The sequence below is a fragment of the Sphingomonas trueperi genome (genome assembly GCF_040545665.1).
Lineage (GTDB): Bacteria > Pseudomonadota > Alphaproteobacteria > Sphingomonadales > Sphingomonadaceae > Sphingomonas > Sphingomonas trueperi_B.
This window is the reverse complement of record NZ_JBEPMH010000001.1, coordinates 1175400-1201230: the sequence shown is the minus strand read 5'-3', so window position 1 is coordinate 1201230 and position 25831 is coordinate 1175400. Positions and strand designations below refer to the sequence as shown.

Genomic DNA, 25831 nt, shown 5'->3' with positions numbered 1-25831 from the left:
GATGACGCGGGATGAACTGATTGAGCTGGGCGTTAGCGGCTTGCTGTATTGCCTAATTGCCGGCGGAGTTGGCGTAATATGCGTTTCCGGCTTACCAGTTGGCTGGGCGCTAATACTAATTGGTGCTTGGCTTATAGCAACGTTTTTCGTTACGGCGGCCGTTTCGTCCATTTTTGCCACCACCAAGGAGAACGAAGATGGATATGGTTGAACGAGTAGCGCGGGCGTTGTTGGCGTCGGAAAGCAACGATGAGATGTCATGGGAAAACCTCGGCCTAACCACGCGTGGCGCATTCAAGCGCGATGCCCGAGCAGCCATCGCGGCAATGCGGGAGCCGAGCAGGCAGATGCGGATCGTCGGCGAACGCGAGATGATGGCGCGACACCCAAACCTAGACTGTTTTCGTGATCCATACGTCGATAGCACATGGCAGGCCATGATCGACGCAGCCCTAGGAGGCACTGATGCAGCGTGAGCCGGGAAACGACATAGGCCCGTGCAAGGCTGAGATTTGGCCGGAGCTACCTAAGGGCGGGCAGCACGTCGGTTCAGGGCCGCAGGGCGTGCGCATTACCCATCTTGCCACCGGCATTATGGCGTTTTGCGAAACGGGCCGCTCCCAGCACGTCAACAAGATGATCGCCATGAGCATGATTGAGGCGGCCATTACCCACCCGCGCTTCGACGGCCCCCGCATCATACCTCCTGAAGATCAGGGCACGTAATTCCCCGCCGGCACAACCGAGGCCTTGACGCTGCCGCCGATGAAATACCCGGGCGCCACATTCCCCTCTAGCACGGACGGCGCGTCGACGCGTATCCAGGGGGTATAGTTCGGCCCAGCCACCACCTCGTTGAACCGGATCGTGACGTTCTTCGGACCGCTGTAGATGTTGATCGCGTGCCACATGGTGCAGACGAAGCGGTTGCCGGTGATCTCGATATTCTCGTACCCGCCGACCCGGTCCTCGTCGCCGAAGAAGATGCCCTGCGGCTCGTGGCCCGGGCTGCCGATGATCTCGTTCCGAAAGATGCGGACGTTCTTGCAGCCGCTGACTTGGCGCGTCGTCCAGCACTGCACGCCGTCGGGATGGACGCCGGGGTTCGTTCGGAAATCGTGCAGCATGTTCCAGGCGATGGTGACGCCATTCGAGCCGGGGATCTCGATCGCATCGGAGCCGATGAAGCCGATGTCATTGCCGCGGATAGTCACGCCGCGGCTCTGCTCCGCCTTGATGCCGGCGTTGATCTCGACGAACCGCGAGTTGCTGACCGTCAACCCGTCGACATTGAAGGCTGACACGCCGCTCGCGTCCTTGGCGACATTCCCGTCGATCACCCCATGCACATAGAGGTCGTCGAACGTGACCGCCGATCCGTTGTTGATGCGGACCATCACCGCGGCGTTGCTGTCCGCGTTCGTCACCTCGATCCCCGCCAGTGTGAGGTTGCGCGGGTTGTTCAGCGTCAGCCGCGTGAATACCGCCCGCCGCTTGGGGTCGGCGCTGCGGATCGTCACCGGCGCATCGTATTGGCGATCGTTCAGCGCCACCGCGCCGCATGCGCCCGCGGGGAGAAGGATGGTGTCGCCTCCCTTGGCCTTGTCGAGCGCACCCTGCAGGCCGGCGCAAGAGGTCAGGGCGATAGAGGCGGCGATGACGAGGAACATGCGGGGCTCCGAATTAGGTGGGCGGCAGGCGGGTGCTGACATCAGCCCACCACTCGGGCATCGAACGAGACGCGCGGAGCTGTCCGCCGTCGATCAATGCCTTCACGGCGCTGAGCAGCTTCGGCCAATGGGCGTTCGGGTTGATGCCGTTCGCGGGCACGTAGGTGCCGCCGACGTTGTTGTAGATGTCCTCGGGCTTGATGTTGTGCCCATAGAGCAGCGTGTCGCGCTTCTCGGCCGCGTTCTGCGTGAGCTGCGTGATCACCGTATCGGTCAGCGAGTTGTCGTCACCGACCAGCGGGCCCCACTGGAGCATCTGATAGGGCGACGGGCCGAACCCGGTGAACAGCGCGCCGTTCTTGGGGCCGACCAGGCGGGCAGTGCGATAGCCAGCGTCGTAGAGCGCCTTCATCACCTTCGTCGGCCAATACTGGCCATCGACATAGCCGAACTCAAGCTTGGTGACGGTCGACGGCACGGTCTTGTCGACGGTGATCTGCGTGCCGCTATCGACGCTGAGGATCCGCGTGTCCGCCTGAAGGCCGGTCGCCGCGCTGGCGAGCAGGTGCATACCTTGGAATAGATTGGCCGTGCTGCTGAGGGTCACCGTCGTGGTGCCATTGCAGGTGGCGGTGACGCTGTAGACGCGCGCCGAGAAGGTAACGCTATAGCTGCCCGCAGTCAGCGGCCGATCGAGCTTGACCACCTTCTGATCCACCAGCTCCTTAACGATGCCGACAATCGCCCCGCCTACGAAAGCGCGCATACCGGGCACGAGGTTGGAATAAGCCGGGGTCGAGGTGCTGGTAATGGTTAGCACGGACTCAGCAGCACCGTCCGAAGCGCAGGTGTAGGTCACCGGCGCGGCGACATAGCCCATGTTTCCATAGGAATAGCACAGATGCTCAAGGCCAAGGCCCGTGGAGCCTAGCCGGTTGCGGATCTCCTGGGCATCGTTGTTGAGGGTGGTGATAGCCGTCGACAGGAGTTGGTATTTCGTGATCGGGTAGTCGTTGCCCTCGCTGTCGATCAAGATCCCGTGCCCTTCAGCCTTCATCGTGGCGAGGTTGGCCCAGGTGAACTTGCTGCTGCCGCCGGCCGTCAACACCGCCTGAGGCACATAGAAGTTCATCTTGATGCCATAGGCGGCGAAGATCGACCGGTTGTCGAATTGCGTCAGATTGGCGTCGTCGAAGGTGAAATGTACCTCGGGCAAGAAGCTATCGGGAATAGCCGCCATTGCGTCGATCACCACATCAGGCGTGTAGCTACTGGACGCTGCGTTGGTGACGCCGAAGGTGATCGACTTGCTCGCCGTGCCCAGCGCCTTGATCGACTGACCGCGTACGTCATTTGCAAGAGAGAAGGTGAGTGGAACGTTGCTGGTGCCGGTGGCATTTGGGTTGTTCGACAGGGTGATGTTGGGATTGTTGACGGCGGTGATCGTGGTTCCAGCTGGAATGATCGAGCCGAACACGTACATGCCCACCGAAAGGCCGCCCGTAACCGCCATCGTGACTACGTTGCTGGCCGTGCTGTAATTGGTCGCGTTGTAGGTCACCAGGCGGCGGTAGTTATCCACCGTCGTCGAGGTCCACACTTTGCCCAGGCCATTCGATGTGAAGGGCGAGTTGAGCGCGGCGCCACTGGCCGCCGAACGCAGCACATGCCCTAGCGACGTGCTCCAGCGCATATCGAGGAAGTCGTTAGAGTAGAAATCGCCGCAGTCGACGCAGATTGCCACCGTGTTGGCGGTGGAGAAATCGAACGTGGTTGTCAGAAAGGCATTGGTGCCGACGTTCGTGGCGTTGACGCCGTTGGCCTGGATGCGCAGGCCCGCAGCGCCTTGCACCTTCCGGCTCGAGGTATCAAGCAACACGGTTGCCCCGCTCGCACCAGTCGCGCCGTTGAGCGTGTCGAAGTCATAGATCATCGTGTAGGCGAGCGGCGTCGGCGTCGGCGTTGGTGTCGGACCAGGCGTCGGCGTCGGCGACCCGCCACCAATGGTCTGCGGCGTCGTCGCGCCGAGGTCGTCCTCGACGTAAAGCGAATAGACGCGGCTGCCGTCGCTCTGCCGGGTGCTGCCAACGCGCCAGCGAACCAGCGACCGGCCATTGCTGAGAGCGGCGATCGCCTGCGCGCGCAGAGCGAAGTTGGTCGCCGCGGTGCCGCTGATCCGGCTCTCTCGCACACCGGCACCGACCCCAGGCTCGTACTCGAGAAGCGAGACGGTCCACTCAGCCGGAAGCGAGGGATGGAATACGACGCCATTGGCGAAGCTGAAGCCCGGCGTAGCATTCTCGCCGATCTGGATGCGGCTGGTGGTTAGGCCATTGACGGCGGAGAAGAAAGGCCGCCCCACGACGCCCTGGGTAATCGAGAGGGTGAGAGCGTTCAGGGCCACGGCGGTTCCTCGGCAGTTTCACGCCGTGGTGCCGCTATCAAGCCGTGAAAGTTACCGCCGTCAGGTCACTCGCAGACCAGCTGCTTAATGCCTTGGTCCCGATAGAACTGGCACAGCCGCTTGACCTTGGCGTGCTCGCTGCGCCCCCAAGCACGGGTGTCCTCGTTCCAGGCCTCATAAACTGCCTCGTCTGTCAAGGCCGCCTCAGGGATTAGCGGCTCCGCTGCCGGGGTCAGGTCGGCAAGGCTCGGGAGGCCGGGCGGTAGGGTTTTGTTGCATCCGGATATTGCGAGCGCGAACGCACTGGCGATAGGAAGTACGAGCTGGCGGGAGAGAGGCAGTCGCATCTTTGACCTCCTTGGTTTGGGCGTCGATCGTGGCGGTGTCCCGGCCGCGCTGCTCGTCTGCCTTCGCGCGCGCAGGTGCGGCCTTCGCCTCAACATTCTCTTCGTGTTTTTCTAAGACGCCGCGGTCATGGAAATGCAGCCACACACCGAAGATGATCAGCACCACTACAACCCCGGCAACGATCTGGCCGGTGCGCGTCTTGAGCAATGCGAGAGCGGGAATCATTGCGCGCTCTCCACCTCGACCTTCGCTTTGGCGACCTGACGATCCTTCAAGGCGATGGCGCCAGCTGTGGCCCCGATGCACACGCCCAAGCCCGCAGGATAGGCAAGGCAGAAGGTGTCCAACGTGGCCGTTACCTTCCCGGCCCAGATGAAGGCTGGGCCGCTGAAGATGTAGGTGAGCGTGCCGACAGCGCCGAGGACGCGCTGCACCTCGAACTCACCGTTGATGCCCTTCAGGGCGTGAAGGATACTCATGCCGCGATCCGATCAAGCCAGCCGTACAAGAACTTCTCGTTCGCCTGCCGACCCTCGCATAGCTCGAGGTATCGGGCCCCCTGGAGCGCGTTCAGCAGGCGCAAGAGCCTCTGCTCGCCGGTGCCGCCGCGCTTTGCGAGAAAGGCATGGAGGGCCGCGCGAGTGCCGGTGCCAGCCATACCGTCCACCGCAATGTCGGCATAATCGCGGCCCTGGTTGTTCAGGCCGTTCAGCGCGCGCTGTAGGAACGTTGTCGCAACCTTCGGGCCCATGTTGACGCCGGTGTCGGTAAGCTCGGCCGCTATTGGCAGGGAGATGCCTGCGATCTTATCGAAGCCTGGCGCGACGACATACTGTCTCCGGTAGACTTCCTTGGCGAAATCGCGCGGCAAATCCCGCATTGCGCCTGCATATCCAGCTTGGCGCGCAGTGGCGATCGTGATGCCGAAGTTCGTCTCCCCTCCGCGATCAGCCGCATCGTTCACATAGCCGCCCTCGGCGCGCAGCACATCCTCTATAATGTCGTCGATGGATTTCATAGCTTCCCCCTCGATGCGAGATAGGCCGTTGCCTCGCGCTTGGCCTGATCGTTCCGCCTCCAGTGCCGCACGATGCGGTACAGCCGCGAACTGAAGAAAATCAGCATGGAGATATGAAGAGCCGCGACACTCCAGTCGTCGAATGGCGTCGGACCTGGTAGGGCCTCGCGACCGAGTATAGGACCCACGCGCAGGACGCACATGGCGGCCATGCCGGTCATGCCGATCCGCTCACCCCAGTTGAATGTGTCGTAGTATGCGGCCAGCTTGAAGACCAGAATGGCGGCTACTAGGAGCGCCGTTGTTACGTTGATCAGTGCCCAGGCGATCATTTCTCGGTCTCCACGCCGCCGCCAATCTTCGTGAGGAGACCTTTCGCTCTCCCGATGACGACTGGAATGAGGAAGTGGGAGCCGGCAGCCATGACCCACATCACCAGGCCGAATGCGCGCAGATCCATGGTGCCCTTGCCCCACCAACGCGCGGCTTCCGCGGCGATCGGGGATCCCACGAACATGGCGAAGGTGGCACTGACGAAGAGCGCGAGCGCGATCTCCACAGCTTGCATCTGGCGATACGGGCGCAGGGTGAGCGAGGTCACCGCGCCAGCGAGCGTAGCAAGGCCAACCCATAGCCAGAAGAAGGGATTATTCTCCGTCATCGGGGTGCGCGAACCTTCCTAGAGCACGTTGCTCCCGCACGTAGAGTCCAGCCCCAAGAACGACCCCGAAGAGCAGCACGAGCCCAACTATCCACATGGTCAGCCACCCCCTTAATTGCGATTGCATAGAAGACGGCGAGCCGAGCCCAGAAAGGCGCCTGCAGCCGGTGGTCGTACTCGTCGAAGCTCCAGGCGCCGGCCGCCTGATAAGCGCCGTGGATCAGGATCGACCAAAGGCAGAGTGCCCATATTGCCGGGCCCCACCAGGCGCGACGATCACCACCCCAGAACGACAGCGCGGAGAGAAATGCGATCGCGCCCAACGCGCCGTCATAGACGGGCCACAATCCCTCGCTGCGCACCTTCCAACCGAAGGCCCAGAAGATCCGCACCGGGTTCGCCCAATCGAACGGCGGATATGCCGACTCCTCGACGAGCCAGAAAAACAGCAGCGCCAGGGCGACCGGAAAGGCCCCTTGGCGCTGCGTCTCAGGAAACAGGCGCACCGCTCCGATCGCGCCAACGCACGCCAACATCGACAGGAGCGAATACGAGGTCATCAGTCAACCGGCGGGGGCGGGGGCTGCGAGCCGCCATGACCACCGCTGCCGGAGTTCAGCGTCGGCAGCTCCGGCTTGCCTTCGTCGAGCGTGTCCTCGTCGCCGGGGCAATCCTGCTCGGCGCGATGATCCTCACCGTCCTGATGGACGTGGGCCTCGTGATGGTGCGGCGGGGTGTGCTGGTGTTCGGGCATGATTTTTCTCCTTGGTTGTTGGTCAGATGCTGCGGCTTACCTCGCGCCAGATGCCATCCATGCGGAAGGACAGTACACATCCGGACGGAGCCGTATAATTGGTACCGCCCTTCATCGCGAGAGAGGCGCCATTTACAAAGGAGGTGTTCGTGTCAGCGACAAGCACTGTGATGGTCTGGCCCACATAACCATTACCAAAGCCGATGATTGCTGTCGGCGCCGTGTTAGCGGTGTTCCACAGCCCGCAGAGATCGTTACCGACCGAAGGCGAGATGTTGTTCGGCTGCAGGCTCTGAACTGCGATCGGGAAGTTTCGATAAAACCGATTGTTCGGCTCGGCATCGGAATTTACCTGGATCGGGTACTGCAGAGTCGCGTCGCAGGTGTTGTCGTGAATATTCGCGTTTCCGACGCCCGTCCCCAGGACGATGCCCACGCGAGAACTCCCCACGAAATCCCGGAAGCCGTTGTCGTGGATCGAGCAGTAATCGGTCAGCGTCGTGCCAGCCAGCTGCATACCAATCGTTGCCACCGAATCGAGCGTGCCGGGTATGCCGCGGAACTCATTGTCGTGGATGCGGATCGAGGTGCAGTCATCAAGCGCGATGCCGATATAGTTATCGACCGACAATTGCGTCTTATAAAAGAGGATGTCGTGGATCGATGTCTGATAGCGGTTTTTGAGCGAGATGCCCGTGCGGTTGGTGTTGATATGCCCCGGCCCGATATTTGTACCTGGGACCGCGAACTCCGCAGGCAGTACCATGCCGTCAAGTCCGCCCACGATCTCGAAATTCGAGAAGCAGAAGCCTTCACCCTTCGCAACCGTCCCGGTCGACGCCTGCAAAACCCCGATTTGGCAATGAAAGATCGTGAACTCACTCGCGTAAATAACCTGACAGCCCGTCAGCTTGATGCCGAACGCCATATCGAACGAGGTGGCGCCGTCACGGCCCTTTATGGCGAAGTTAGACGCGGTGATGTACCACGATGTCACGAAGTGCATCCCGATGCCCCAACAATGCGTAGCAACGGTCTGTCCGCTTATCTCTAGGTCGTCGATTGTCGGTCCCATCTTGGTGACCGAAGCCGAATCAGGGCCATTGATTGTGAGCGCCGTTGCTCCGTCGTTGGCAGCGGTGATCAACGAAAGCCCAGTGATGCGGGGCGGGAAATTGTCGTCGGTATAGGTGATGTCGAGTCCGCGCGTCGACGCGCCAGACGTCCAGATCAGCTTTGAGATCCCGCGGCCTTCGCCGATAAGCGATGTTCTATTTGCAGAGGAAATCGTAAGCTTCTGAGAAAGCATGTATTGGCCAGCGGGGATGGAAAGCGACTTCTTGGCCAGTAGAGCAGCTTGCAACGCGGCGTTGAAGGACGCCGTGTCGTCAGTAACACCGTCACCCTTCGCCCCAAAGTCCTTGACGTTGAAGATGTCCCGGAATTTGTCCTGCGCAGTCCGCAAGACTGCACCGGTGCCCGTCTGCTTGAGACCCACCGCGTCTGCGCCGGCCGCCGCCGCCAAAAATGCAGTTGTCGCCAGCGTCCGCTGCGCCGGGTTGGTTGCCCCGTCCTTCAGATATACGGTAACCGTTCCATCGCCGTTGTCGACGGCGAACCCCTGACCGGTTGCGGTAGCTGCTACGCCTGCAGCCTTGGTCGGATAGGTCGGGCCAGCTGCGGCCTCGGCGGCCGCTGCGCTAGCCGCCGCGTCGGCGTTTACCTTGCTGACCGCTTGGGCGTCGGTATCCGTTGGCAGCACGCCAAACTGCCCGGTGCGCCGAAGCACATCCGGGTAGCTCTCGCCGCGCGCGTTGATGACTTCGATGCGCTCGACGGTCATACTGTCACCTCGGGATAGATAATGAGCTGACCGCGCAGGAGCACGTCCACGATGCCGGTCGGATAGGTCAGCTTGAGATCGTGGGCGACGCGGACCGCTTCGGTGGGCAGTCCGAAAGCGTCGAAGTCTGGCCCATGCCAGCGCGCGGAGATGCGGCCGGAAAGCGGCTCGACGATGTTAACGGTTGCCGCCGCTAAGACAGCGCCGGCTCCTGCGATGGCACGCGATTTCCATTCGACGGTGGCCCCGGTCAGGTTGATCGGAGCGCCGTCGATATCCGTGAGCACCAGCTCCTTAGGCCAGTCTCCCTGGCGCGGCACCTCGATGTCGAAGCTACGCGGCATAGGCCGTGTCCTCCACGAACTGGATCTCGACGTCGCCGTAGAGGCCATTGGTGATGGCTGCGGCGAGGTTCTGGCCGGGGGCGAGGCGGCACACGACACAAGGCCAGTCGAAGTTCGCCGCAGTGCCGGCACTGATCGCCATGCGGGAGGGCGGAGAAACCTTGACGGTGGCGGAGAGGCCGGATCGCGAAAGCACTTCCTCGACAGTCTGGGCATGCACGCCGACGCCGAAGTCCATGCCCGGCTGGACTTGGCCGCCCTGGCTGACCGCGATCTGCATCGTCGTCGCCCGCAGGGCTACTGGAGCCGTGATGGTTGCGATGATGTGCGGCGAGGCAAAGCGCACCTCGGTGGGGAAATAGTCGTCGTTGACGTAGAGGTCGGAGGGCGCCGCAAAGCCATTGCCCGCGATCGGGCGGGGGCCAGTTGCCACCGACAGCAACGGCACCAAGACTGGAACCGAGCCACCCGAGAGCTTCGCGGCCCATGCCTTCCACAACCGCTGTTGATAGGGCGTGTCGAGCGCGATGCCGCCGTAGCTGATCTGCCAACGCCCGCCGCCGTCCGCTTCGATGATGTCCTGCTCGCCGACCAGAGACGTGCCGCCGCTGATCACGTCGGGCACCACAGCCGCCGAGACGGTCTCAGGGCAAAAGACATGGGCCGGGAAGATCGGGAGCATGGCGCGACGCTATGGCCGCGCCTCCGTGGAAGTTACCGCCGTCAGGGTGGATCGTCCGGCGGAGTTCCCTTGATGTTGTGGTGCAGGACACCGTTCGCGACATAGGTGTGCGCGTCTGTCACCGTGATCTTGGCCACCATCGCGCGGCCAGCCGGTATGCCGATAGCATCCATGCGTATCCAGGAGCCGTTGATCAGCATCAGATGCCCTGCCGTCGCGCGGGTGCGGCGCTCACCGATGTCCGCCGCGAACACGTCATCCTCGACGAGTTCGATCGCTTCGACGGGGAACGCACCCCATTCGAATGTCGTCTCGTGCTGGGTCCAAAGCATGTCGCCGACCCGGACCTCACCGGCTTCCTTGGTAGTGCCATCTGCCAGCAACAGGCAGGTGTCCGTCGTCACGCAATAGCCGCCGCCACCAGCGCCGCCGCCGCCGCCCGTGCCGCCGCCGCCGGTCGTGATCGTGAAGGACGTCTCTCCCGAGAAGTTCAGGAGGTCCGGCCGCCGCGTCCATGCGTCAAATGCTGCAATCTTGGCATAGAACGTCCCTGCCGCCAGTCCCTGCAGGTACACCGGAGAGGCGCCGTTGTTATAGACGAACGCGCCCTGCGTGAGCGGGTCAAACCCGCTGGTGGTCGCGTAATAGAGGGCATAGCCAGCGACATCGCTTTCCGTCAGCAGCGTGAATGGCACCTCGGCGTTGTAGGCACCTCCGGTGGCGGAGCCGATCGTCACCGTTGATGGCGCTGCATTGGTCAGCACCGAAGTTGATGCCTCTGTTGCGCTGGCGCCAGCGGCATTCACGCCAGCGACCTTGACGACATACTGCCGGCGCGTGCCGTCAAGCTCTGCCTGGCCAGCCGTATATGACACGCTGGGGATGGACGTGTTGATCGTGCGGACGAGCGTGGTGCCATCCGCGGCATAGAACCGCCAGCGATAGGATGCCGCGCGCGGGATCGGCGCCGTCGACAGGTCCAGCGAGTCGGACCAGTTGACCAGCGTGATACCGACAGGATTATCCGGCGGGGTCGCATCGGTTGCCGTGCTGGCGGTTACGGCTGACGACCATGCAGAAATGCGCCCGTCGCCGGTGCCATATGCTACCTCAACCTCGACAGCGCTATTCGTCGGCACGAAACCGGTCAGCAGCGTGACCGACGAGCCCGCATCAATGTCGGGATAGCTATCCGTCGACCACGCGCTATCCCCCACCTTCCGCCAGCGCGCGTACCAGGTCACGTCCTCACGGTTCAGCCCGGCCGCTGTGATCGTCACGCGCACGCCGCTGCCATTGTCCGAGACGGTATCATAGGCCGCAACCGCGCTGGTGATAGTAGGCGTTTCGAGCGGCTCGCCCGTCACTCGATCACCGGTAGCGGCTGGATTGCCTTCCTCGGTCGCCGGGTTCCAGCTATCGACAGCGGTGGACGTACCGAGCCAGGTGAATGTCAGGCCGCCGCTCTGGATGTTGCGGGTCAGGCCGGTGATCTCAGCGATACCGTCAAAATAGGTTCGCCCGGCTACCGCCAGCCGCAGGTTGATGAAACGATGCCCTCGGACGATGCGGCCGGCAACGTTCGTCGTGATCGTGCCCCGATAGACGGCGTTGCGGCGGGCCATCTCCCGCTTGGCGAGGCGCCGGATCTGGCCATGCGATGGGACTGGCAGGTCGAGCGTCGTTGACAGCAACTGCCCACGCTCGGCGATGTCGTCCTCGTCGGTCCAGGCGTCCGTCTCCACGCTGGCATAGTCATGCACCGCCGACATGTAGCTGCAGACGAACTCGTTGATAGCCTTGTCGTCGTCGATGCCAACACCGTTCCACTCGAACCCGGCGATATGCTCGGGGCCGATGGTGACTGTGGGCGTGTAGACCTTGCCGGCATAGACGACCAATGCCCCATCAGCCCGTGGCGCCATCCAGCCGTCGCATGTGGCCAGCAGCGCGCCGCGGACCTGCTTGTGCGGATCGGTGTGGCTATGGGCGGTCCAAGAGCGGTAGCGCGCTTCGGAGCCCCCGCTCTTCAGCGGCACGGGCTCGTCACACACCGACTGCGCGGCACGCCAATAGGCCAGCGTCGGGGCGATCTTGGCATTCCAGTACGCCAGGCGGAGAGCGGACAGCTGGGCCGCATAACCAGGATCGTTGGCCGGCACGGTAGGCCGCGGGCAGACACGGACGAGCTCATAATGCGCCAGCTGCCGGATCGGGTTCTCCGTCCAGGTCCACGCCGCCTCATTCAGCGGGTCAGCAGCATAGAGATCTGGGCACCGCTGCCACCGAGCAGCCATGGAAGCGGGCTCGGCGCCGTTCGGATAATATTTGAGATAGTCCTGCTGCTTCACGTTCTTGTAGATGGCCGCCAGCATCACCACGCCGTCGCCGCGGTGGTTGCTGGTCCAGTCGGGCACGATCGCGCCGACATCGCTGAACCAAGTGCCGGGGGCGCTGCCGTCCGTGTACAGGAGGCGGATGTTGTCGTTGTTGTAGCGACCATCGGCACCGCGCTGCACGTAGTTGCCCGATACAGTCACCTTGGTGTCGCCGAGATAGAACTGGACCACCCCGTCCATCTTGCCGTCGTGGACCGCGCCGACATCGACCGCATAGCCATTTGTGCCAGTCTCGTAGAGCACATAGGCCATGGCGAGCTTGGAAACGCCGTATGCCGAAACGCGCGGCGGGCGCGGCTGCTTGATGGAGCTCGACTGCGTCTCTGGCTTTGGCCCGCGGTCTAGGCCGGCGATGATGGAGCCGGCAACTGCAGATCCGATCAGGATGGCTGCACTGGCCAGCTGCCCGAGCCCAGGCACGACGTTGACGACTACGGCGCCCGCCAGGGTGATGATGGAGCCCAGGGTCTTAGACATGCGGCCTCCAAGCCTTCAGCACGGCGCTATCGGGAAGGGTGATGAAGGCGAGGCCACCCGGGCGGCGCAGAGCCCACATATCGCCGGTGTAGACGGCACCCGCCTCGAGCCCTGCGCGCGCGAGAACGGCGATGTCCCCAGCCTGGTACGGCGCCGTGGCGACAGGCAGCGCGTCTCCGATGCCGCGATCCCACAGCGGAACAAGCCCGCCGGATGCGGCTGCCTCGCATTCCGGCATGTCGACGATATGCCGCCAGTCAACGGCATAGTCGGGATGGCCGAGCGCGATGCACCAGTCCGCCGGGAAGGTGGAGCAGTTCCAGGCCGAGCGATCGGCGGGCGCGTCGTGGAGGAAGTCAGCGAGGTTCACCGCGGCCCCCAGCGGCGCGAGGTGCCCTGCGAGATGCCCGCGACATGAGAGAAGATGGCGTCTGTCGGGTATTTCCGCCGCTGGTCGGCATCCGTGAAGAAGTTGTTCGGCGCCTTGGAGCGGGCCGTCTCGCCGCTGGCCACGGTGATGTTGATCGTCTGCTCGGCGGCGCCCGCCTGGTTCTGCCGGCTGACGGACATCTCGCGCAGGGTGAACATCTGCTGCCACTCGACGGGGCCATCCTGCTGCCAATTGGCATCGAACGAGATCAGGCCCAGCCATACGGGCGCACCGCGCACCTCGGATGCCTCACCGAGCGCGAGACGAACGGTTTCATCCGACACGCCGGAGAATCCCAGCTGCAGGCGCTCGGCGGTACCGTTGATCAGTTCCTGGAAATCGGGGATGTTGATGATACGCCCCGCGCCGAGCGCGACGACAGGGGAGGGGATCACCGCATCGGCAGCGAGCGGCAGGCGTCCATGCCCGAGCCAGAAAACGGCCGGCGGGTCGCACGCCACGTAGACGACATAGCTTTCCCGGTAGCTGGCCACATGCCGGGGGTATCGCTACCGCCATCAGGCAATTACCGCCGTCAGGTGCTTGGAGCCGCCGGCCGGAATCGAACCGGCATGCGTCGGGTTTGCAATCCGCGGCGATGACCACTCTGCCACGGCGGCTCTGGCACCAGCGGCAGGAGTCGAACCTGCTGACATCGGGTTTGGAGTCCGTGCCGCGCCCACGCGCTCGCTGATGTGGATGCCCGACTAGGGTTCGAACCTAGGTTGCGCGGACCAAAACCGCGTGTCCTGCCTGCTAGACGATCGGGCAATGGTGCCGAAGAACGGGATTGAACCGCTGACCACCGGGTTTCAACCGGCCGCTCTACCAACTGAGCTACTTCGGCGTGGTTGCAGTGGCTGGAATTGAACCAGCGGCCTAAGCGTTATGAGCGCCTTGCTCTACCTCTGAGCTACACTGCATCGCGCAGTGAAGCCAAATGACAGCTTCACCAGCGTTGGCTGGTAAATCGACACATTTGCTGGAGGGAGCGTATCCGGTTCATAGTGACTAGCTGGCACGAAGTTACACCGCCGTCAAGTGCCGTCGTTCTGGAACTGAGACACGCGCCCCGGCACTGCCTGCAGCACCTGCTTGCCCATTGCCGCCGAAGCTTGCGCCGCGCTCTGCTGGGAAATCCGCTGCATCTCGGCGAACAGCTCTCGCGTGACGACAGCGCCCTTCATGTTGAACTGCGGGGCGCTGATCACCGGCGCTGCCATCTGCGGACGCGCCGCATCCGTTCGTCCCAGCGGAATGATGCTGCCCCCCTGGGATCCCATGCGAAGCAACTCGACACCGCCGCGGTGCTCGTTCACCCGCACGGTCTGGCCAGGCGCGACGTAGCCGCCGGACGCGCGGCCGAACAGCCCGCCGAACAAGCTGCCGAGGATTCCACCACCGACCTTCTTGAACGGGTCGCGGCCCGCGAGGATTTTCCCGAGCGTATCATCGCCGGCCACAAGGCCATTTCCGCCAAAGATGCTACCGAGACCCAGCACGTCGCCGCGGCCCACGCCGGACGCGAAGTCGCCCTTTCCTCCGAGCGCACCAGCGATGGCCCCACCGAAGTACCCCAGGCCGCGAGTGTCGCCGAGCGGCGTGCTTACGCCTGTCAGCAGCGCGAGCGTCTTCTGCGCGGCGATTACGGCCAGCGCACGAAGCCCCTGCCGCTTGAAGTCGTCCCAGAAGCTCGCCGTTCCGCCACTAAAAAGCGTCTCGTAGATGTCGGCGAGGTCGCGGATGTTCTCCTCGGCCTTGCGCTGCTGCTCGCGCTGGTATTTCTCCTCGGCGCGCGCACGGGCTTGGTTCGAGCGCTCGGTGCGGCGTTTCGTTTCCTCGTCGATGCGATCGGCGGTGTTGCCGAAGATCTGGCCGGTGCCTAGCGTGTCCTCGGTGCCCTGGACCGTACCGAGCCATGCCTGCATGCGGGCCTCGAGCGCCTTGACGCGGAGTTCGGCGGCGCGGGCCGGCGTGATGATACCGCGCTCCATAGCCCGGCCGATCGTCGCCAGGTCAGCGGCGAACTCACGAGAAGCCGCGGCCGTCGGATCATACTGGCGTTCGACGCTGTTCAGCTGGTTGCGCAGCTGGTCGAGGTCGCGGATTTCCTTCTTGCGCTCGGCCTCAGCTTCCCGCGCGGCCTTCTTGCCAGCGGAGATGCGGCTGCGCTCAGCCTTCGCCTGATCACCGATCGCCTTGATATCCCGGTCGCGCGCCTCGGTGATCTGCGTGAGCTGCTGCTCATACTGCTTGTCGCCGACCAACCCAGCCGTGCGCAGGTTGTTCAGATTGTCGAGCGAGCGGTCATAGCGGCCCTGCGCAGCCAAGCGCGGATCCGCACGCTCTGCGACGCGCTGCTGGATGGCTTTGGCGTTGGCATTACGGACAGCAAGCTGTGCGCGTGCCTCGCCGGCTTCCGCCTCTGACAGCTGCCGACGCAGCGCGGCAAGCGTCGCTTCCTGCGATGCAGCGCCGCGTCCAGGGATAACTGCTCCGGGAATGCTTCCGCCGCCTTGCCCCTCGGTCAACCGTGCCGCTGATACTGCTGAAATCTGCTGCTGGATCTGCGCCTTCGTCAGTTCCCGGGTGGCCTGGGCACGCCCCAGCAGCGCATTAGCCGCGCTCTGGTTGACGGAGATTTCGCGCGAGCCGCTGGCAATTGCAGCATCCGTCGACTTCACCATGTCGTTGATGGCGCTTGTCAACTGCTTCATTGCGTCGGCTTTAGTGCCGGCGGCATTGGCTCCAGCGAGCAGCTGGGCGACGAACGGCCCAAGGATGCCGAGGATCGACAGGAAGCCAGGCAGCGCCACCGTCCGGAGCACCTGGCCGAGGCCGGCCCCAGATGCGCTGATCTCCTGCAGCGCCTGCGAAACCTGCGGGCCCTGCTGTGCGATGATCAGGAACGGCGATTGCCCGCCGGACAACTGGGTACCGATATCGGCGATCTGGAAGCCGAGGTTACGCGCCGCGTAGGCCGATGCCTGCGACGACTGCACGATCTGTTTCTCGGCAGACGACGCCGACCGCTCGATGCTGGACATGGCGCGCGTGAAGTTACGCTCGGCGCCGTTGACCGCTGCGTCGAGGTTCCCGGTATCGCCGATGAGGGCGACGACGACGCTGTCTGCTTGAACCGCCATATCAATGCACCGCCATCATTCTGAGCAGCCGTTGCGGGTCCGACACACCGCCAGACGAGCCGGTTCCGCCCTCGGCCGCCTCGTTATGCTTGACGAGCCGTACCTGATATTCCCACCACGTCAGTTCGCGCCAGTCGCATCCGAGGATGGCGCAGTTCGCGATGACTTCGGCGAAGTCGACTTCCTCGATCGCTTTCCGGTTGCCCGCCCCTTGGCGGGCCCGACTTTTGGGCTCTCATAGCCCTCCACGCGCGCGCCGAGGATTGCCGCGGCGATCGTCCAGCATTCGCGCAGGGGAGCCGGGTGGCAATAGGTCTCCACGAGCTGCTTGGCGCGCAGGGCTGAGACGGTGATCTCCTGGCCGTTCACCAGCCCGCGCCCGCCGCCGATCAGGCCGAGCCGGATCGTCTCATAGAGGTCCTCGGCGAACGCCTCGCCATCCTCGGCCACCGCGACAGGCTCGCCGCCAAGGAAATACCGCCCCCGCAGCACCCGCCCGTAGATCTTGAAGATGCCAGCCTCGCGCAACCGCTGGAGCTCGGCCAGCTGGGGCAGCTTCAGATCGAACAGATAGGATCCGTCGCCGAACTCAAGCTCGAGCGCGGTCTGAACCGTCACGCGGCCGGGGTCCAGGTGAGGTCGTTCTCACCGGCGATGGTAACTTCCATCGTGCCGGAATCACGCTGCATGTTGATGTTGAGCGCGGTGAGGACGCCCTGACCCTCGAACGTGCCCAGCTCCTCGCCTTCATCGGTGCCGTCGTCGCGGAGGGCGACGATCTGGATATTGCGCCGCTTGCCGAGAGCTGCCTGCAGCGCCGGGAACTGCTCGACGCTGGTGACACCGGAGCCAGTCACGTCCCACTGTGAGCCGGTAACGCGAACGGTGCGGGTAGGCTTCTTGCCGGGCTTGGCGCAATCGATCTTCTGCTGATCGCTGGTCTGCACGGTCTGGTTGACCGCAGCGTTCTGGATGCCACAGACGACAGGGAAGGTCTCCGGCGATGCGCCATCGCCAATCTTGACGACCGCAAAGTCGATTTCAGTGGGATAGCTCATTGCGTGCTCCAGCTAAGTCGCGGTCACGCTATGCGGGGGTGAGGGGCCTAGTTACCGCCGTCAGGGACGGCGCGGATACGAGCGCGGCGCTGGGATGCCGCGTGTTGGGCCTCGTCTTCCGCGGCGGCCTCGATCGGCAGTAGAGCGGCACGATGGGCGAGCAGTTCGTAGCGATGCCGGCGCGTGGAGCCTTGAAAATGCCGGGCCTTGCGTTCGAAGCCCGCTCGCAACTCGTCAAGCGTCGCGTCGTCAATGACACCCCTCCGGATCAGCGCGTAGACCAGCTCGCGCAGCAGTTCGGCGTCAATGTCGTCTCTCACATGCCCACGCGGGCGTTCAGGCAGTCGAGGTCGGCCTTCATCTGCCAGTTGCGGTACTTCGCCTCGTCGGTTCCGAGATATGCCGCCGCTACTTTGCGCGCGGCTTGGCACTTGTCCTGCATCGTGCTGCCCGGCTGGTCGACGACGCGGTATTCGCGCTCGGCAAGCTCACCAGCGCTAGGTCCACAGCCAGACAGCAACACCAGAGCCGCTGCACAGGCGCCAAGGGAAACCGATTTCATCCCGTCACACATCGCACGCGCAGGTTCACGACGCAATGGAAAGCGTCAGCCTCCGCGCCGTCGACGAGCAGCTGCGACCCGGTCCAGCGCACCTTGGCGCGGCCTTGGGGGATCTCCAGGTTCTGCCCGTCCAGCGCGCGGGCGATCGCGGCACCGATGCGGCCGGCGTGATCCTCGGCAGTTTCCACCATCGCGCCGCCGACATAGCGCGGCTTGGCGAACCCGTGGATAGCTACCGTGATCTCCGAACCATCCAGACAAGTCGCACGGATCGGCACGGGCGTCGGCGAGCCGTAGAGGGTGAACGGCCACACCGGGTTTGTCGCGGTCATAGGGTACTGCTGGGCAGCGGGCACGATCGCGGTCAAGGCCGCATCAGACTTCATCGCCGCCATGATCGCCCGACGCGCGGGGAGGGTGCTGTCGATCGCCATCAGCCGGTCACCTTCCCGCCCTTGGAAATGTGCGAGACCGCGCGTGCGACCAGTTTCGCCGCATCATCGCGCTTGGCTGCCAGTGCGGGCGCCATGAACGGACGGGGAGCCATCTTGCTCGTGCCGAACTCCAGATGGACGGCATATGGTGCATTCGCGGATACCTCCACGCGCAAGGGGGCGACCTGGTTGGTTTCGATGGAGCGGTCGAGGACATGGGTGTCGGCGTTCGGCGGCTCGCCCGGGGCGCTGGGCACGTGCCCCTTGCCCGACACGGCGCCGTTTGTGATCGACAGCGCCGCGGCGACCTCGATCTCCTCGCCGGCCGCGAACAGAGCCGCGCCGACCTGGCGCTTGGCCTCCGGGCTGGTGATGCGCTTCAGCTTGGCTGAGAAGTTCGCCACCCCTGCGATCTTAGGCACGTCGGCCTCGGCAGTCCCAGTAGATCGCGGCCGGATCGCGCTGGCAGGTGGCGATCATGAACGTGCCGACGTGCGGCCCCTCGGTGATCTCTATCCGCGCGGCGGTGTCGAGGGTGCCCGCCAGCGTATCGGCAAGCACTAGGATCCGCACGTCGCCATCGGTGTAGCTGGCCTCGCCGCGCATCGCCTCGGTGGCCGCATCGACCTGGGCCATGCAGTCCAGCGCGATCGGCGTTCCCGGAGTGACGATGGACCCGTTCTCCATGACCGGAGTGCCGGGCCAGCGCGCAACGGCAGGCCAGTACCCAGCCCCAAGCGCACCCGATGCCGCGACCATGATCTGCGCGAAGGCTGCGGCGATGTCAGTCACGCGCAGCCCGCCAGGAACGGCCCACCGAAGTTGCGATACAGCCGGCGCAGGAACATGGCGCCGTACTTGGTCGAGCCATAGGCGCCGGAATTGCTCTCCCGGATGGCGGTGGCGTCGAAGGAGGCGGACATGGACCCGCTCTTGAAGTCGGTGACGCCGAGCGACGCCAGCGCCGCAGCCGGGCCAGTAGCCGCGCCCACGCCGGTGATGGTCATGTTGTGGGCGGCAAGCTCCATCTCAGCCGGAGCGCGGTCGGCCTCGATCCAGGTGTCGGTGACAGTCAGGCGGGCATCGTCGAGCCAGTAGTTGACCACGGTGTCGTCGACTGCCGCGAAGGCGGGGAAGCGCAACTTCAGCGCGGCGGCATCGGGCTGGACATAGGCCATGGGGGCGACGCTATGCCTGTGGGACGGGCTGCATTACCGCCGTCACAGCACCCGATAGACCGCGATCTGCAGGTTCACCACCGCACCGATGCCTAGGGCGGGGGTATTGTATTCGAATAGAACCCGGTTCGTATCGGGGTAGACGTTGATCGGGGCGCAGCCGGCGGAGCATGCGGCGATGGCGGCGAACATAAGGCGATCGGCGGGAACGACGCCGGTCAACGCCACATATTCGCGCTGCATGCCGCTGCTAAGGGCGAGCAGGAGCGTGCGGCTCACCGTCACGTTGCCGATGAACTGCAGGGTGCCGGTTGCGGGGTGGACGTGGTCTTCGTGCGCGGCGTTGGTGGAAGAGCCCGCCGCCGCCGTGCCGAGCGCCTTGGGGGTGGCAGTCCCGAGGGGAGTGGCTGTGGCGTTGCTGCCTGCCGGGCCGGTTGCGCCAGTGGCGCCTGTATCGCCTTTCGGTCCCTGCGGGCCAGTAGCGCCGGTTGCGCCCGTGGCACCAGTAAGCCCGATAGGACCCTGTGGCCCGGTCGCTCCCGTATCGCCCTTGAGACCCTGGGCACCCGTGGCCCCGGTTAGGCCAATCGGGCCTTGCGTACCGGTGGCACCAGTGTCTCCCTTCGCGCCTTGAGGACCGGTCGCGCCAGTTGCCCCGGTATCCCCCTTGGCCCCCGTTGCACCTGCGGGACCGGTATCGCCCTTTGGACCGGCTGTGCCTTGGGGGCCCGTTGCCCCAGGATCACCCTTGGGGCCTTGGGGGCCTACAGGGCCAGCAGCTCCAGTGTCACCTTTGGGCCCGGCGGGACCGGTCGCGCCTGCGATGCCGCCGCCAGAGGCTGGAGATCGGAGTGCCATCAGCCGCCGATCCCATAGTTCAGTTCGACAGGCGCCAGATCGGTCGGCACTGGCAGTCCAGGCCGAGCAACCGGCATCACGCTCAGGTGCGTCGGGTTCTGCGTGCTGAACACCTCGGTCTGCCATGGGCCCAGGATGCGGCCCTCGCCGTCCTTGATCAGGTCGTCGGGACCAGAAGCCCCACGGAACCGCACCGCGCAGCTGTTCGGGTTGATGATGCGGAAGGACGAGCAGCCTTTCGCCTGGATGGCGTCGATCATCGACTGCGGATAGGCGGTGGTCCTCGCCTGCTGGCCGATCGCGGGAATGAAAGGATCCCGGATGATGTTGCGGAAAGGCAGGGGGAGGCGGGCCATTGCGGCTTGGGCGGGGGTGAAGTCGGCACCAGGCAGCATTGCTGCAGCATTCGCGCCGGGATCGAGCGTTTCCCTCACAATGCCCGTGCTGTCACGATAGACCGGAACGCCGCCTGCTGTCTGATCGACCACGCTTAACCTCCTGCAGAACGGGCGGAAAATGACTGCGCACGATGTCGGATGTTACCGCCGTCAACGGAAAGGGGCCGGACATCGCTGCCCAGCCCCTCCCCGTGTTTCGTGGTGGTGATCAGGCTTCGCGGTGAAGCTCGATCGCCGCCTTGATGTCTGCGACGGTCGCGCCGTCCTCGATCTCGACACCCTCGGCTTCGGCGATCTCGAGCAGCTCGGCCTTGTCCTTGCCCGACAGCGCAATAGGCTTGTCGCCCTCGCCGTCGACCTCGAAATTACCGGTGCCGCGCGCCGACTCCAGCTCAGCCTCCGGCATGTCGAGGTCATCCTCGGCACCGGGCTGGATCATCACGAGCGAAAGGCCGTTCGGGGTGTTAGCCCAAACACCCTTCGGACCGGCGGTGGTGTTCTTGATCTTCGTCATGGTCATGCCCTCCAATCAGAAGCCGTCGCGATAGACCATCGCCGAGGGGCGACGGATCTCGGTGCCACCGACGTTCATCACGCCCGGCGTTTCCCAGGTGCCCCAGCCCTTCTGGTGGACCGGCAGGAACTGGTGACCGCCACCGGGCAGGTGGAAGCGCACGACGCCGGGGAGGTTCGCATAGGCGACCAGGCGGCGGGTGCTGCCGGTGCCTGCGGTCTCAAGTTCGCGCGAGCCCAGGATGCGGAGCGGCTGGCCGGTGCGCTGGGTGTAGCTGTTGTTCTCGCGGAAATAGGCGAGCAGCGTCGCGTCCGAGGTCGAGGTGCGCGGGGTCGAGGACAGATAGTCCATCGCCGACTCCGGCAGGACCAGCGTGTTGGCGATGTAGGTATAGGCGGTCGCCGTGCGCGGAGCGTTGAGCGCCGAGTTCAGATCGCGCAGGATCTGGTCGCCGGTCTTGTTCGCCCACAGCGGCGAGGAGCCGGTGCCGTCCGCCGTGACGTTGGCGGTGGGCACGTTGCTGTCATTGATGAAGCCGCCGAAGTTCTTCTCGGACGAGCCGCGGATCGCGATGCCGTAGATGAAGCTCTCGGCGACACGGCGCGCGGCGTCTGCCTTGTCGGTGGTCAGGTTTTGGCCCAGCTGCGCGGCGCGGCCGAGTTCCTGCCAGCTGTATTCGTAGCCGATACCAGCCAAGTGGTTGGCCTGCAGGAACTGCGAGCGCGAGATGTCCGCGAACGGCATATCGAACCCGGCGCCCGAGAGGAACTCGGCCTTGCCGGCGATGTCGCCGCTGTAGAACACCGATCCCGCATCGTAGACCGTGCCCGTGGTGTCCACGAACATGAAGTCGGCATAGTTGTACTCGGGGTACAGGTTCTGCTCGATCTCGGTGTTGATGCGATAGAGCTGCGGCACCAGGAAAGCGAGCTGCTGCTGAGCATCACTTGCGAAGGTGGCCTGGTCGAAAACGAAATTCATCTGAGGCTCTCCTTAGCGAGCGACGCGCAGACGCACGAGCGCGCCCGAGCTGACGGTGTCGTCGAAGACGGCGGGAATGGCGGTGTTGCTGGTCGAGGTGGCCGTGAACACGCCTGCGCTGGTCACATAGACCGCAGCGCCATCGGTGGTGTTCGAACCTGCCGTAACCCAGATCTCGCCCTCATTGAGGAGAGGGACCGACGCATACTGGCCATAGGTGTCCGCCGTGCCGGTGAGCGAGGCCGCGAGGCCGTGCGTGGCAATGCTGATACCCATGAAGGTGCCGGCCGCCGGGGTAGCGGTGATGCCGTGGTCGCCGACGCCGCGGAAAGCCGCCTTGCCGAATGCGATGCCCGCCGCGTCCTCGATGGTGCGGGTCAGGCGGTTGCTGGTCTCACCGTTCGCGACCATGCCCGGGTAACCGAGGGCCGGCGTGGTGGGAAAGCTGTTCTGGACGACTGCCATGTGTCTTCTCCCTTACGACGCCACTGCCGGCGTGTTCTTGTAGGCGGTGGCGTAGCGAGCGAGGCGCTTGTTGTGGGCGTCCTCGAATGCGGCCTGATGATCGTTGGCGACGACGGGCGCCGGGATCGGCGTCACGCCCTGCTGCGCAGGCTTGGCGTCCGCAGTCAGGGCAGCGAACGCGCCCTCGATTGCCGCATCGGTCATGTTGGCGGCCTTGTCGCCGAGCTTGGCCAGGACCGCAGCCTTGCGGATCTCGGCGTCCGTCTTGCCGTCCGTCACGACCTTCGGATCCAGCGCCTTAGCCTTGCCGATCACGTCAGCGCGGGCATCGGCCATCTGCTGCAGCTTCTCCGGGGTGACCTTGGCGTCTTCCAGCTGCTGCTTCAGTGCCGTGATCTCGCCGTCCTTGGTCTGGAGGGCAGTCTGCGCGGTGGACAGGTCCGCGGTGAGCGCGCCCACCTTGGTCTGTGCATCCGCGAGCGAGGTGTTGAGAGCGCCGACCGCGAGGGCAACAGCCGCGCCGTCGCTCAGGTCAACGTCCTTGGCGTCGCCAATCGTGATCTTCATCTTGGGCTTCTCCTGGGGGCGCTCGTCTACAATGCGAAGTTCCTGGCCGCCGCGAGCGCGCGACACGGCCGCCAAGTGGTTGTAACGGAAATTCTTGGCTACGAAGTCGTAGGACTGGCCGTCATGAACGCCTGCCTGGGCCACCATCTCGGCAGTGTAGCCGAGCGAGAACTCGCGCCGATCCGACTTGATGCTGTCGATCGCGCCGGAGTCCATGATCTTGATAGGGACGCGGACGAACTCGCCGTCCCGCATGATTTCGTCACCGACATCACCGACTGCGAACGACTTCCAGTTGGAAGCCTGCACAGGAACAGAGGGATGGTCGAGCGTGACGGGGCGATGCGCCAGGCTGGCAAGCGCATCCTTGTGGAACACCTCGTCAGCGGGACGGAACACACGCACCACGTCGCGCGGATCGCGGTCGGCTAGGCCCAACTCGCCTGCAAGATAGTCCTGAATGTTGTTCGCGCGCGCCACCAGGGCATCGGCCACGAAGTAGCCGTCCTTGGTGATGCGGGCGCTGCCGGCGATCTGTGCGCGGTCATAGAACATGAGCCGGGACGGTATTCGTCGTCCCGGATGGGTGTTACCGCCGTCAGACGGAGAGGTCGGGTATGTCGCTGCTCAGCGTAATTGTCGCCGCGTCCTCAGGAGGGCGGTCGATCTCAGCGAAGTGAGTTGGGCCGGCTAGTGGTATCCAATCGTGGATGCGCCAGAAGTCAGCCTCAAAGCTAGCCACGTATGGCCATCCATCCCAAACCAACACCTCCCGCCCATCCTTGAGCGCGTCGGGTAGCTCCGCGATCCGGCGCCAGGGGATCATGCGACGCGCTCCATTCGAACGCCTTGGCCAGCATAACGGACGCGGAATTCTCCGGGCACGTCAGCTATCTCGGATAGCCAACGCTTGCGTAATGCTACCTTACCCTGCGCAACGGCCCGTTGATATACGATATCTCCTGGCTCCATCTCGCGCGCGATTTGGATTATGCTGTCGCTCATTGCTTGCCCTCCCGAGCGATGCCGCACTTCGAGCAGATGACCGCATCCTGCCGGAAGACGTGATCGCAAGACTTCCCGCCCTCCTCCAGCAGCGCACCGATCATAGCGCGGTGGCAGTCTCGCGCGCCTTGGGTGTTCTCCGGACCTTGCTCTGCACCTTGCGCACAAGGGATAACGCCAGCCCCTGCTTCTACCATCCCCTCGCTCGGCTCCCGGATCGCCTCGATCGCGGCACGGGCGATCAACTCGAAATCGTCCTGCTCCCAGTCCTCGCCGTAGTCGGCGTATGGCGTCCCGGTCTTTTCGAGCGCCCCCTTAACTGCCGCTTTTGCGCGCTCCAGCGGGGTCATAGGCCGTACCCCGAACGAGTCGACTTTCCCTTCGGTCCATTGCACGGTAACGTTGATGCCAGCCATGATCGCTTTCCTATGCCGAGGCGGTTGTGGTCAGGCCCGGCGCCCGTTGGCGCGGTCGTCGGGCCGTTGCTGCGGCAACCGCTCCGGTTCGGGATCGGGGAGGTTCCCAAAAGGCATCTTGCCCGCAAAGCCTACAGTCCCGACGACCGCCAGCCCGCGTTTTTGATGGTTGCCGCAGCCCGCGCACCATACCACCACCGCGAGTGCGCACCAAACAAAAAGGGCTCCCACAATCTTACGGGGAGCCCTTTTGATGTAAAGTGTGCAGGATAGGCCTGCTTCCGATCAAGTCTACATGACAGCCTCCACCGGCATGAAACACGTATTTGATGGAGGCATGCTTCCACAACGAACATCTCTTGTCAATCGTCGAAGATCAACACCGACTGCGATCGGCAGCCGCAGTAGGGCGGCCTCCCCGGAAGGTCGGACGCTTCAGGCGGCGTCTCCACAGTAACCCCGTCAACATCGCGCCCAACCATAGCAGGATCATCGGCGTAGAGGTGCCCATTGCGCGCCAGATGCGTTGACCGCGGATGCAGCTTCATGCTGTGCCGCCACTTCCACACCGACAGGCCTGCATCGCGGCGACGCTCATCCGCGAGCGCTGAGGAAACCTTGCTGAGCTGATCCGAGGCGATCAGCAGCGAGCGCCTCCGCGACATCGCCATGCCCTCCTGGATCTGCTTGGCGACCTCGCGGGCAGACGTGCGGTTCTGGAGCCCGGCAAACACCGCGTTGCCGATCCGTTGAGCAGCCTCGGCACTGACATTGCGGACCAGCTGCACGTTCCAATTGATGTAGGACTGCAGCGTCTCGCGCACGTCAGCCTGCCCGATCAGCGTCTGCAGATCCACGCCCGTCGCGGACAGCACAGCCCCACGCCATGCCCCACGCTGCCAGGTCTCGGTCTGCAGCGCCCAATCGCGGATCGACGCATCCAGCAAGATAAACAGCCGCTCAATCTCCGACGACGCAGCATCAAGCCGCGCCTGCAGGTCGTCGGCGCTGTCTCCGGTCAGCCCGGAGAGGGTGCGCTCGTACTCCGCCATGATGCCGGGGATCGCCGCGTTCCACCGCTCCAGCATGGGCTTGTAGACCCGCGCGAACAGGGATTGCGCCAGCATTGCGGGGGGCGGGGTGTCGCGGAAGACCACCACGCGCTTGCGGCGGTTCGGCTGGGCTCTCGCCGCCATCTCCGCCAGATCGTACTTCACGG

36 protein-coding genes and 4 tRNA genes are annotated in these 25831 nt (G+C 64.2%); 3 read left to right on the top strand and 37 right to left on the bottom strand.

Annotated elements, in window-relative coordinates:
• Position 1: 1 nt before the first annotated feature.
• Genes ABIC65_RS05650 through ABIC65_RS05640 form a run of 3 tightly spaced genes read left to right on the top strand, consistent with a single transcriptional unit; the run spans position 2 to position 726 of the window.
• Entirely contained in the window at positions 2-211 is a 210-nt protein-coding gene (locus tag ABIC65_RS05650) for a hypothetical protein (protein ID WP_354307344.1), read from the top strand.
• A complete protein-coding gene (locus ABIC65_RS05645; RefSeq protein ID WP_354307343.1) occupies positions 198-476 on the top strand; it encodes a hypothetical protein in 279 nt (92 codons plus the stop codon). Before ABIC65_RS05650 ends, ABIC65_RS05645 begins: the two co-directional genes overlap by 14 nt.
• Complete coding sequence (locus ABIC65_RS05640) at positions 466-726, top strand: peptide chain release factor-like protein (RefSeq protein ID WP_436286701.1); 261 nt, start codon at positions 466-468, stop codon at positions 724-726. The genes ABIC65_RS05645 and ABIC65_RS05640 overlap by 11 nt, the downstream gene beginning before the upstream one ends.
• Here the strand turns inward: ABIC65_RS05640 and ABIC65_RS05635 are convergent.
• From ABIC65_RS05635 to ABIC65_RS05455, 37 genes are all read right to left on the bottom strand, one after another.
• Positions 714-1670, bottom strand: a complete 957-nt coding sequence (locus tag ABIC65_RS05635; RefSeq protein WP_354307342.1) for a right-handed parallel beta-helix repeat-containing protein — start codon at positions 1668-1670, stop codon at positions 714-716. The genes ABIC65_RS05640 and ABIC65_RS05635 overlap by 13 nt on opposite strands.
• A gap of 13 nt (positions 1671-1683) precedes the next feature.
• A complete protein-coding gene (locus ABIC65_RS05630) occupies positions 1684-4074 on the bottom strand; it encodes a hypothetical protein (RefSeq protein WP_354307340.1) in 2391 nt (796 codons plus the stop codon).
• Positions 4075-4278: 204 nt separating this feature from the next.
• The gene (locus ABIC65_RS05625) at positions 4279-4647 is read right to left on the bottom strand and encodes a hypothetical protein (protein ID WP_354307338.1); all 369 of its coding nucleotides are present in this window, start codon (positions 4645-4647) and stop codon (positions 4279-4281) included.
• Positions 4644-4901, bottom strand: a complete 258-nt coding sequence (locus tag ABIC65_RS05620; protein WP_354307337.1) for a hypothetical protein — start codon at positions 4899-4901, stop codon at positions 4644-4646. The genes ABIC65_RS05625 and ABIC65_RS05620 overlap by 4 nt, the downstream gene beginning before the upstream one ends.
• Entirely contained in the window at positions 4898-5440 is a 543-nt protein-coding gene (locus ABIC65_RS05615; protein WP_354307336.1) for a glycoside hydrolase family 108 protein, read from the bottom strand. The genes ABIC65_RS05620 and ABIC65_RS05615 overlap by 4 nt, the downstream gene beginning before the upstream one ends.
• Positions 5437-5772: a hypothetical protein gene (locus ABIC65_RS05610; RefSeq protein WP_354307335.1), complete on the bottom strand. Its 336-nt coding sequence runs from the start codon at positions 5770-5772 to the stop codon at positions 5437-5439. Before ABIC65_RS05610 ends, ABIC65_RS05615 begins: the two co-directional genes overlap by 4 nt.
• Positions 5769-6101, bottom strand: coding sequence for a hypothetical protein (locus ABIC65_RS05605; RefSeq protein WP_354307334.1), 333 nt, complete (start codon positions 6099-6101; stop codon positions 5769-5771). The genes ABIC65_RS05610 and ABIC65_RS05605 overlap by 4 nt, the downstream gene beginning before the upstream one ends.
• A complete protein-coding gene (locus ABIC65_RS05600) occupies positions 6098-6661 on the bottom strand; it encodes a hypothetical protein (protein ID WP_354307333.1) in 564 nt (187 codons plus the stop codon). The genes ABIC65_RS05605 and ABIC65_RS05600 overlap by 4 nt, the downstream gene beginning before the upstream one ends.
• Entirely contained in the window at positions 6661-6855 is a 195-nt protein-coding gene (locus tag ABIC65_RS05595) for a hypothetical protein (RefSeq protein WP_354307332.1), read from the bottom strand. The genes ABIC65_RS05600 and ABIC65_RS05595 overlap by 1 nt, the downstream gene beginning before the upstream one ends.
• A 22-nt stretch (positions 6856-6877) precedes the next feature.
• Entirely contained in the window at positions 6878-8698 is a 1821-nt protein-coding gene (locus ABIC65_RS05590; RefSeq protein WP_354307331.1) for a glycosyl hydrolase family 28-related protein, read from the bottom strand.
• A complete protein-coding gene (locus ABIC65_RS05585; RefSeq protein WP_354307330.1) occupies positions 8695-9042 on the bottom strand; it encodes a hypothetical protein in 348 nt (115 codons plus the stop codon). The genes ABIC65_RS05590 and ABIC65_RS05585 overlap by 4 nt, the downstream gene beginning before the upstream one ends.
• Positions 9032-9724 (bottom strand): hypothetical protein, encoded by a 693-nt coding sequence (locus tag ABIC65_RS05580; protein ID WP_354307329.1) that lies wholly within the window; start codon positions 9722-9724, stop codon positions 9032-9034. The genes ABIC65_RS05585 and ABIC65_RS05580 overlap by 11 nt, the downstream gene beginning before the upstream one ends.
• Before the next feature lie 41 nt (positions 9725-9765).
• Entirely contained in the window at positions 9766-12600 is a 2835-nt protein-coding gene (locus tag ABIC65_RS05575) for a hypothetical protein (RefSeq protein WP_354307328.1), read from the bottom strand.
• Positions 12593-12970: a DUF6950 family protein gene (locus ABIC65_RS05570; protein ID WP_354307327.1), complete on the bottom strand. Its 378-nt coding sequence runs from the start codon at positions 12968-12970 to the stop codon at positions 12593-12595. The genes ABIC65_RS05575 and ABIC65_RS05570 overlap by 8 nt, the downstream gene beginning before the upstream one ends.
• Positions 12967-13524: a hypothetical protein gene (locus ABIC65_RS05565; protein WP_354307326.1), complete on the bottom strand. Its 558-nt coding sequence runs from the start codon at positions 13522-13524 to the stop codon at positions 12967-12969. The genes ABIC65_RS05570 and ABIC65_RS05565 overlap by 4 nt, the downstream gene beginning before the upstream one ends.
• A gap of 50 nt (positions 13525-13574) precedes the next feature.
• Positions 13575-13650 (bottom strand) — tRNA-Cys (locus ABIC65_RS05560).
• Positions 13651-13726: 76 nt separating this feature from the next.
• Positions 13727-13801, bottom strand: a tRNA-Gln gene (locus ABIC65_RS05555).
• Position 13802: 1 nt separating this feature from the next.
• Positions 13803-13877: transfer RNA gene (locus tag ABIC65_RS05550), tRNA-Phe, on the bottom strand.
• 1 nt (position 13878) lies between these two features.
• Positions 13879-13953, bottom strand: a tRNA-Ile gene (locus tag ABIC65_RS05545).
• A 114-nt stretch (positions 13954-14067) separates the two neighbouring features.
• Complete coding sequence (locus tag ABIC65_RS05540; RefSeq protein WP_354307325.1) at positions 14068-16176, bottom strand: phage tail length tape measure family protein; 2109 nt, start codon at positions 16174-16176, stop codon at positions 14068-14070.
• Positions 16177-16296: 120 nt separating this feature from the next.
• On the bottom strand, positions 16297-16794 hold the full coding sequence (locus tag ABIC65_RS05535; protein WP_354307324.1) for a GTA-gp10 family protein: 498 nt from the start codon (positions 16792-16794) through the stop codon (positions 16297-16299).
• Positions 16791-17234 carry a hypothetical protein gene (locus ABIC65_RS05530; RefSeq protein ID WP_354307323.1) on the bottom strand — a complete coding sequence of 148 codons (444 nt, stop codon included), beginning with the start codon at positions 17232-17234 and terminating at the stop codon, positions 16791-16793. The genes ABIC65_RS05535 and ABIC65_RS05530 overlap by 4 nt, the downstream gene beginning before the upstream one ends.
• Before the next feature lie 47 nt (positions 17235-17281).
• A complete protein-coding gene (locus ABIC65_RS05525) occupies positions 17282-17554 on the bottom strand; it encodes a hypothetical protein (RefSeq protein ID WP_354307322.1) in 273 nt (90 codons plus the stop codon).
• Entirely contained in the window at positions 17551-17796 is a 246-nt protein-coding gene (locus ABIC65_RS05520; RefSeq protein ID WP_354307321.1) for a hypothetical protein, read from the bottom strand. The genes ABIC65_RS05525 and ABIC65_RS05520 overlap by 4 nt, the downstream gene beginning before the upstream one ends.
• Positions 17793-18230, bottom strand: a complete 438-nt coding sequence (locus tag ABIC65_RS05515; protein ID WP_354307320.1) for a DUF3168 domain-containing protein — start codon at positions 18228-18230, stop codon at positions 17793-17795. Before ABIC65_RS05515 ends, ABIC65_RS05520 begins: the two co-directional genes overlap by 4 nt.
• Positions 18230-18634, bottom strand: a complete 405-nt coding sequence (locus ABIC65_RS05510) for an HK97-gp10 family putative phage morphogenesis protein (RefSeq protein WP_354307319.1) — start codon at positions 18632-18634, stop codon at positions 18230-18232. Before ABIC65_RS05510 ends, ABIC65_RS05515 begins: the two co-directional genes overlap by 1 nt.
• A gap of 10 nt (positions 18635-18644) precedes the next feature.
• Positions 18645-19022, bottom strand: coding sequence for a hypothetical protein (locus tag ABIC65_RS05505; protein WP_354307318.1), 378 nt, complete (start codon positions 19020-19022; stop codon positions 18645-18647).
• Positions 19019-19408 carry a DUF4054 domain-containing protein gene (locus ABIC65_RS05500; protein ID WP_354307317.1) on the bottom strand — a complete coding sequence of 130 codons (390 nt, stop codon included), beginning with the start codon at positions 19406-19408 and terminating at the stop codon, positions 19019-19021. The genes ABIC65_RS05505 and ABIC65_RS05500 overlap by 4 nt, the downstream gene beginning before the upstream one ends.
• A gap of 42 nt (positions 19409-19450) precedes the next feature.
• The gene (locus tag ABIC65_RS05495; protein ID WP_354307316.1) at positions 19451-19687 is read right to left on the bottom strand and encodes a hypothetical protein; all 237 of its coding nucleotides are present in this window, start codon (positions 19685-19687) and stop codon (positions 19451-19453) included.
• 578 nt (positions 19688-20265) lie between these two features.
• Positions 20266-20754 (bottom strand): hypothetical protein, encoded by a 489-nt coding sequence (locus tag ABIC65_RS05490; RefSeq protein ID WP_354307315.1) that lies wholly within the window; start codon positions 20752-20754, stop codon positions 20266-20268.
• Positions 20755-20872: 118 nt separating this feature from the next.
• Positions 20873-21178, bottom strand: coding sequence for a hypothetical protein (locus ABIC65_RS05485; protein ID WP_354307314.1), 306 nt, complete (start codon positions 21176-21178; stop codon positions 20873-20875).
• Positions 21179-21193: 15 nt separating this feature from the next.
• The gene (locus ABIC65_RS05480) at positions 21194-22159 is read right to left on the bottom strand and encodes a DUF2184 domain-containing protein (RefSeq protein WP_354307313.1); all 966 of its coding nucleotides are present in this window, start codon (positions 22157-22159) and stop codon (positions 21194-21196) included.
• 12 nt (positions 22160-22171) lie between these two features.
• Positions 22172-22624 (bottom strand): structural cement protein Gp24, encoded by a 453-nt coding sequence (locus tag ABIC65_RS05475; RefSeq protein ID WP_354307312.1) that lies wholly within the window; start codon positions 22622-22624, stop codon positions 22172-22174.
• Positions 22625-22636: 12 nt separating this feature from the next.
• On the bottom strand, positions 22637-23746 hold the full coding sequence (locus tag ABIC65_RS05470) for a DUF2213 domain-containing protein (RefSeq protein WP_354307311.1): 1110 nt from the start codon (positions 23744-23746) through the stop codon (positions 22637-22639).
• A 43-nt stretch (positions 23747-23789) separates the two neighbouring features.
• On the bottom strand, positions 23790-24017 hold the full coding sequence (locus ABIC65_RS05465) for a hypothetical protein (RefSeq protein ID WP_354307310.1): 228 nt from the start codon (positions 24015-24017) through the stop codon (positions 23790-23792).
• A gap of 175 nt (positions 24018-24192) precedes the next feature.
• Complete coding sequence (locus ABIC65_RS05460; protein WP_354307309.1) at positions 24193-24612, bottom strand: hypothetical protein; 420 nt, start codon at positions 24610-24612, stop codon at positions 24193-24195.
• Positions 24613-24974: 362 nt separating this feature from the next.
• The gene (locus ABIC65_RS05455) at positions 24975-25829 is read right to left on the bottom strand and encodes a phage minor head protein (RefSeq protein WP_354307308.1); all 855 of its coding nucleotides are present in this window, start codon (positions 25827-25829) and stop codon (positions 24975-24977) included.
• Positions 25830-25831: the final 2 nt, after the last annotated feature.

Bases quoted from the DNA above. Each gene is read 5' to 3' on its own strand.
- ABIC65_RS05460 (WP_354307309.1), bottom strand. From the start codon at position 24,612: ATGGCTGGCATCAACGTTACCGTGCAATGGACCGAAGGGAAAGTCGAC.
- ABIC65_RS05480 (WP_354307313.1), bottom strand. From the start codon at position 22,159: ATGAATTTCGTTTTCGACCAGGCCACCTTCGCAAGTGATGCTCAGCAG.
- ABIC65_RS05610 (WP_354307335.1), bottom strand. From the start codon at position 5,772: ATGATCGCCTGGGCACTGATCAACGTAACAACGGCGCTCCTAGTAGCC.
- ABIC65_RS05540 (WP_354307325.1), bottom strand. From the start codon at position 16,176: ATGGCGGTTCAAGCAGACAGCGTCGTCGTCGCCCTCATCGGCGATACC.
- ABIC65_RS05625 (WP_354307338.1), bottom strand. From the start codon at position 4,647: ATGATTCCCGCTCTCGCATTGCTCAAGACGCGCACCGGCCAGATCGTT.
- ABIC65_RS05485 (WP_354307314.1), bottom strand. From the start codon at position 21,178: ATGACGAAGATCAAGAACACCACCGCCGGTCCGAAGGGTGTTTGGGCT.
- ABIC65_RS05615 (WP_354307336.1), bottom strand. From the start codon at position 5,440: ATGAAATCCATCGACGACATTATAGAGGATGTGCTGCGCGCCGAGGGC.
- ABIC65_RS05475 (WP_354307312.1), bottom strand. From the start codon at position 22,624: ATGGCAGTCGTCCAGAACAGCTTTCCCACCACGCCGGCCCTCGGTTAC.
- ABIC65_RS05580 (WP_354307329.1), bottom strand. From the start codon at position 9,724: ATGCTCCCGATCTTCCCGGCCCATGTCTTTTGCCCTGAGACCGTCTCG.
- ABIC65_RS05575 (WP_354307328.1), bottom strand. From the start codon at position 12,600: ATGTCTAAGACCCTGGGCTCCATCATCACCCTGGCGGGCGCCGTAGTC.
- ABIC65_RS05520 (WP_354307321.1), bottom strand. From the start codon at position 17,796: ATGAAATCGGTTTCCCTTGGCGCCTGTGCAGCGGCTCTGGTGTTGCTG.
- ABIC65_RS05590 (WP_354307331.1), bottom strand. From the start codon at position 8,698: ATGACCGTCGAGCGCATCGAAGTCATCAACGCGCGCGGCGAGAGCTAC.
- ABIC65_RS05530 (WP_354307323.1), bottom strand. From the start codon at position 17,234: ATGAGCTATCCCACTGAAATCGACTTTGCGGTCGTCAAGATTGGCGAT.
- ABIC65_RS05515 (WP_354307320.1), bottom strand. From the start codon at position 18,230: ATGGCGATCGACAGCACCCTCCCCGCGCGTCGGGCGATCATGGCGGCG.
- ABIC65_RS05585 (WP_354307330.1), bottom strand. From the start codon at position 9,042: ATGCCGCGTAGCTTCGACATCGAGGTGCCGCGCCAGGGAGACTGGCCT.
- ABIC65_RS05640 (WP_436286701.1), top strand. From the start codon at position 466: ATGCAGCGTGAGCCGGGAAACGACATAGGCCCGTGCAAGGCTGAGATT.
- ABIC65_RS05645 (WP_354307343.1), top strand. From the start codon at position 198: ATGGATATGGTTGAACGAGTAGCGCGGGCGTTGTTGGCGTCGGAAAGC.
- ABIC65_RS05635 (WP_354307342.1), bottom strand. From the start codon at position 1,670: ATGTTCCTCGTCATCGCCGCCTCTATCGCCCTGACCTCTTGCGCCGGC.
- ABIC65_RS05470 (WP_354307311.1), bottom strand. From the start codon at position 23,746: ATGTTCTATGACCGCGCACAGATCGCCGGCAGCGCCCGCATCACCAAG.
- ABIC65_RS05620 (WP_354307337.1), bottom strand. From the start codon at position 4,901: ATGAGTATCCTTCACGCCCTGAAGGGCATCAACGGTGAGTTCGAGGTG.
- ABIC65_RS05605 (WP_354307334.1), bottom strand. From the start codon at position 6,101: ATGACGGAGAATAATCCCTTCTTCTGGCTATGGGTTGGCCTTGCTACG.
- ABIC65_RS05465 (WP_354307310.1), bottom strand. From the start codon at position 24,017: ATGATCCCCTGGCGCCGGATCGCGGAGCTACCCGACGCGCTCAAGGAT.
- ABIC65_RS05500 (WP_354307317.1), bottom strand. From the start codon at position 19,408: ATGGCCTATGTCCAGCCCGATGCCGCCGCGCTGAAGTTGCGCTTCCCC.
- ABIC65_RS05595 (WP_354307332.1), bottom strand. From the start codon at position 6,855: ATGCCCGAACACCAGCACACCCCGCCGCACCATCACGAGGCCCACGTC.
- ABIC65_RS05600 (WP_354307333.1), bottom strand. From the start codon at position 6,661: ATGACCTCGTATTCGCTCCTGTCGATGTTGGCGTGCGTTGGCGCGATC.
- ABIC65_RS05650 (WP_354307344.1), top strand. From the start codon at position 2: ATGACGCGGGATGAACTGATTGAGCTGGGCGTTAGCGGCTTGCTGTAT.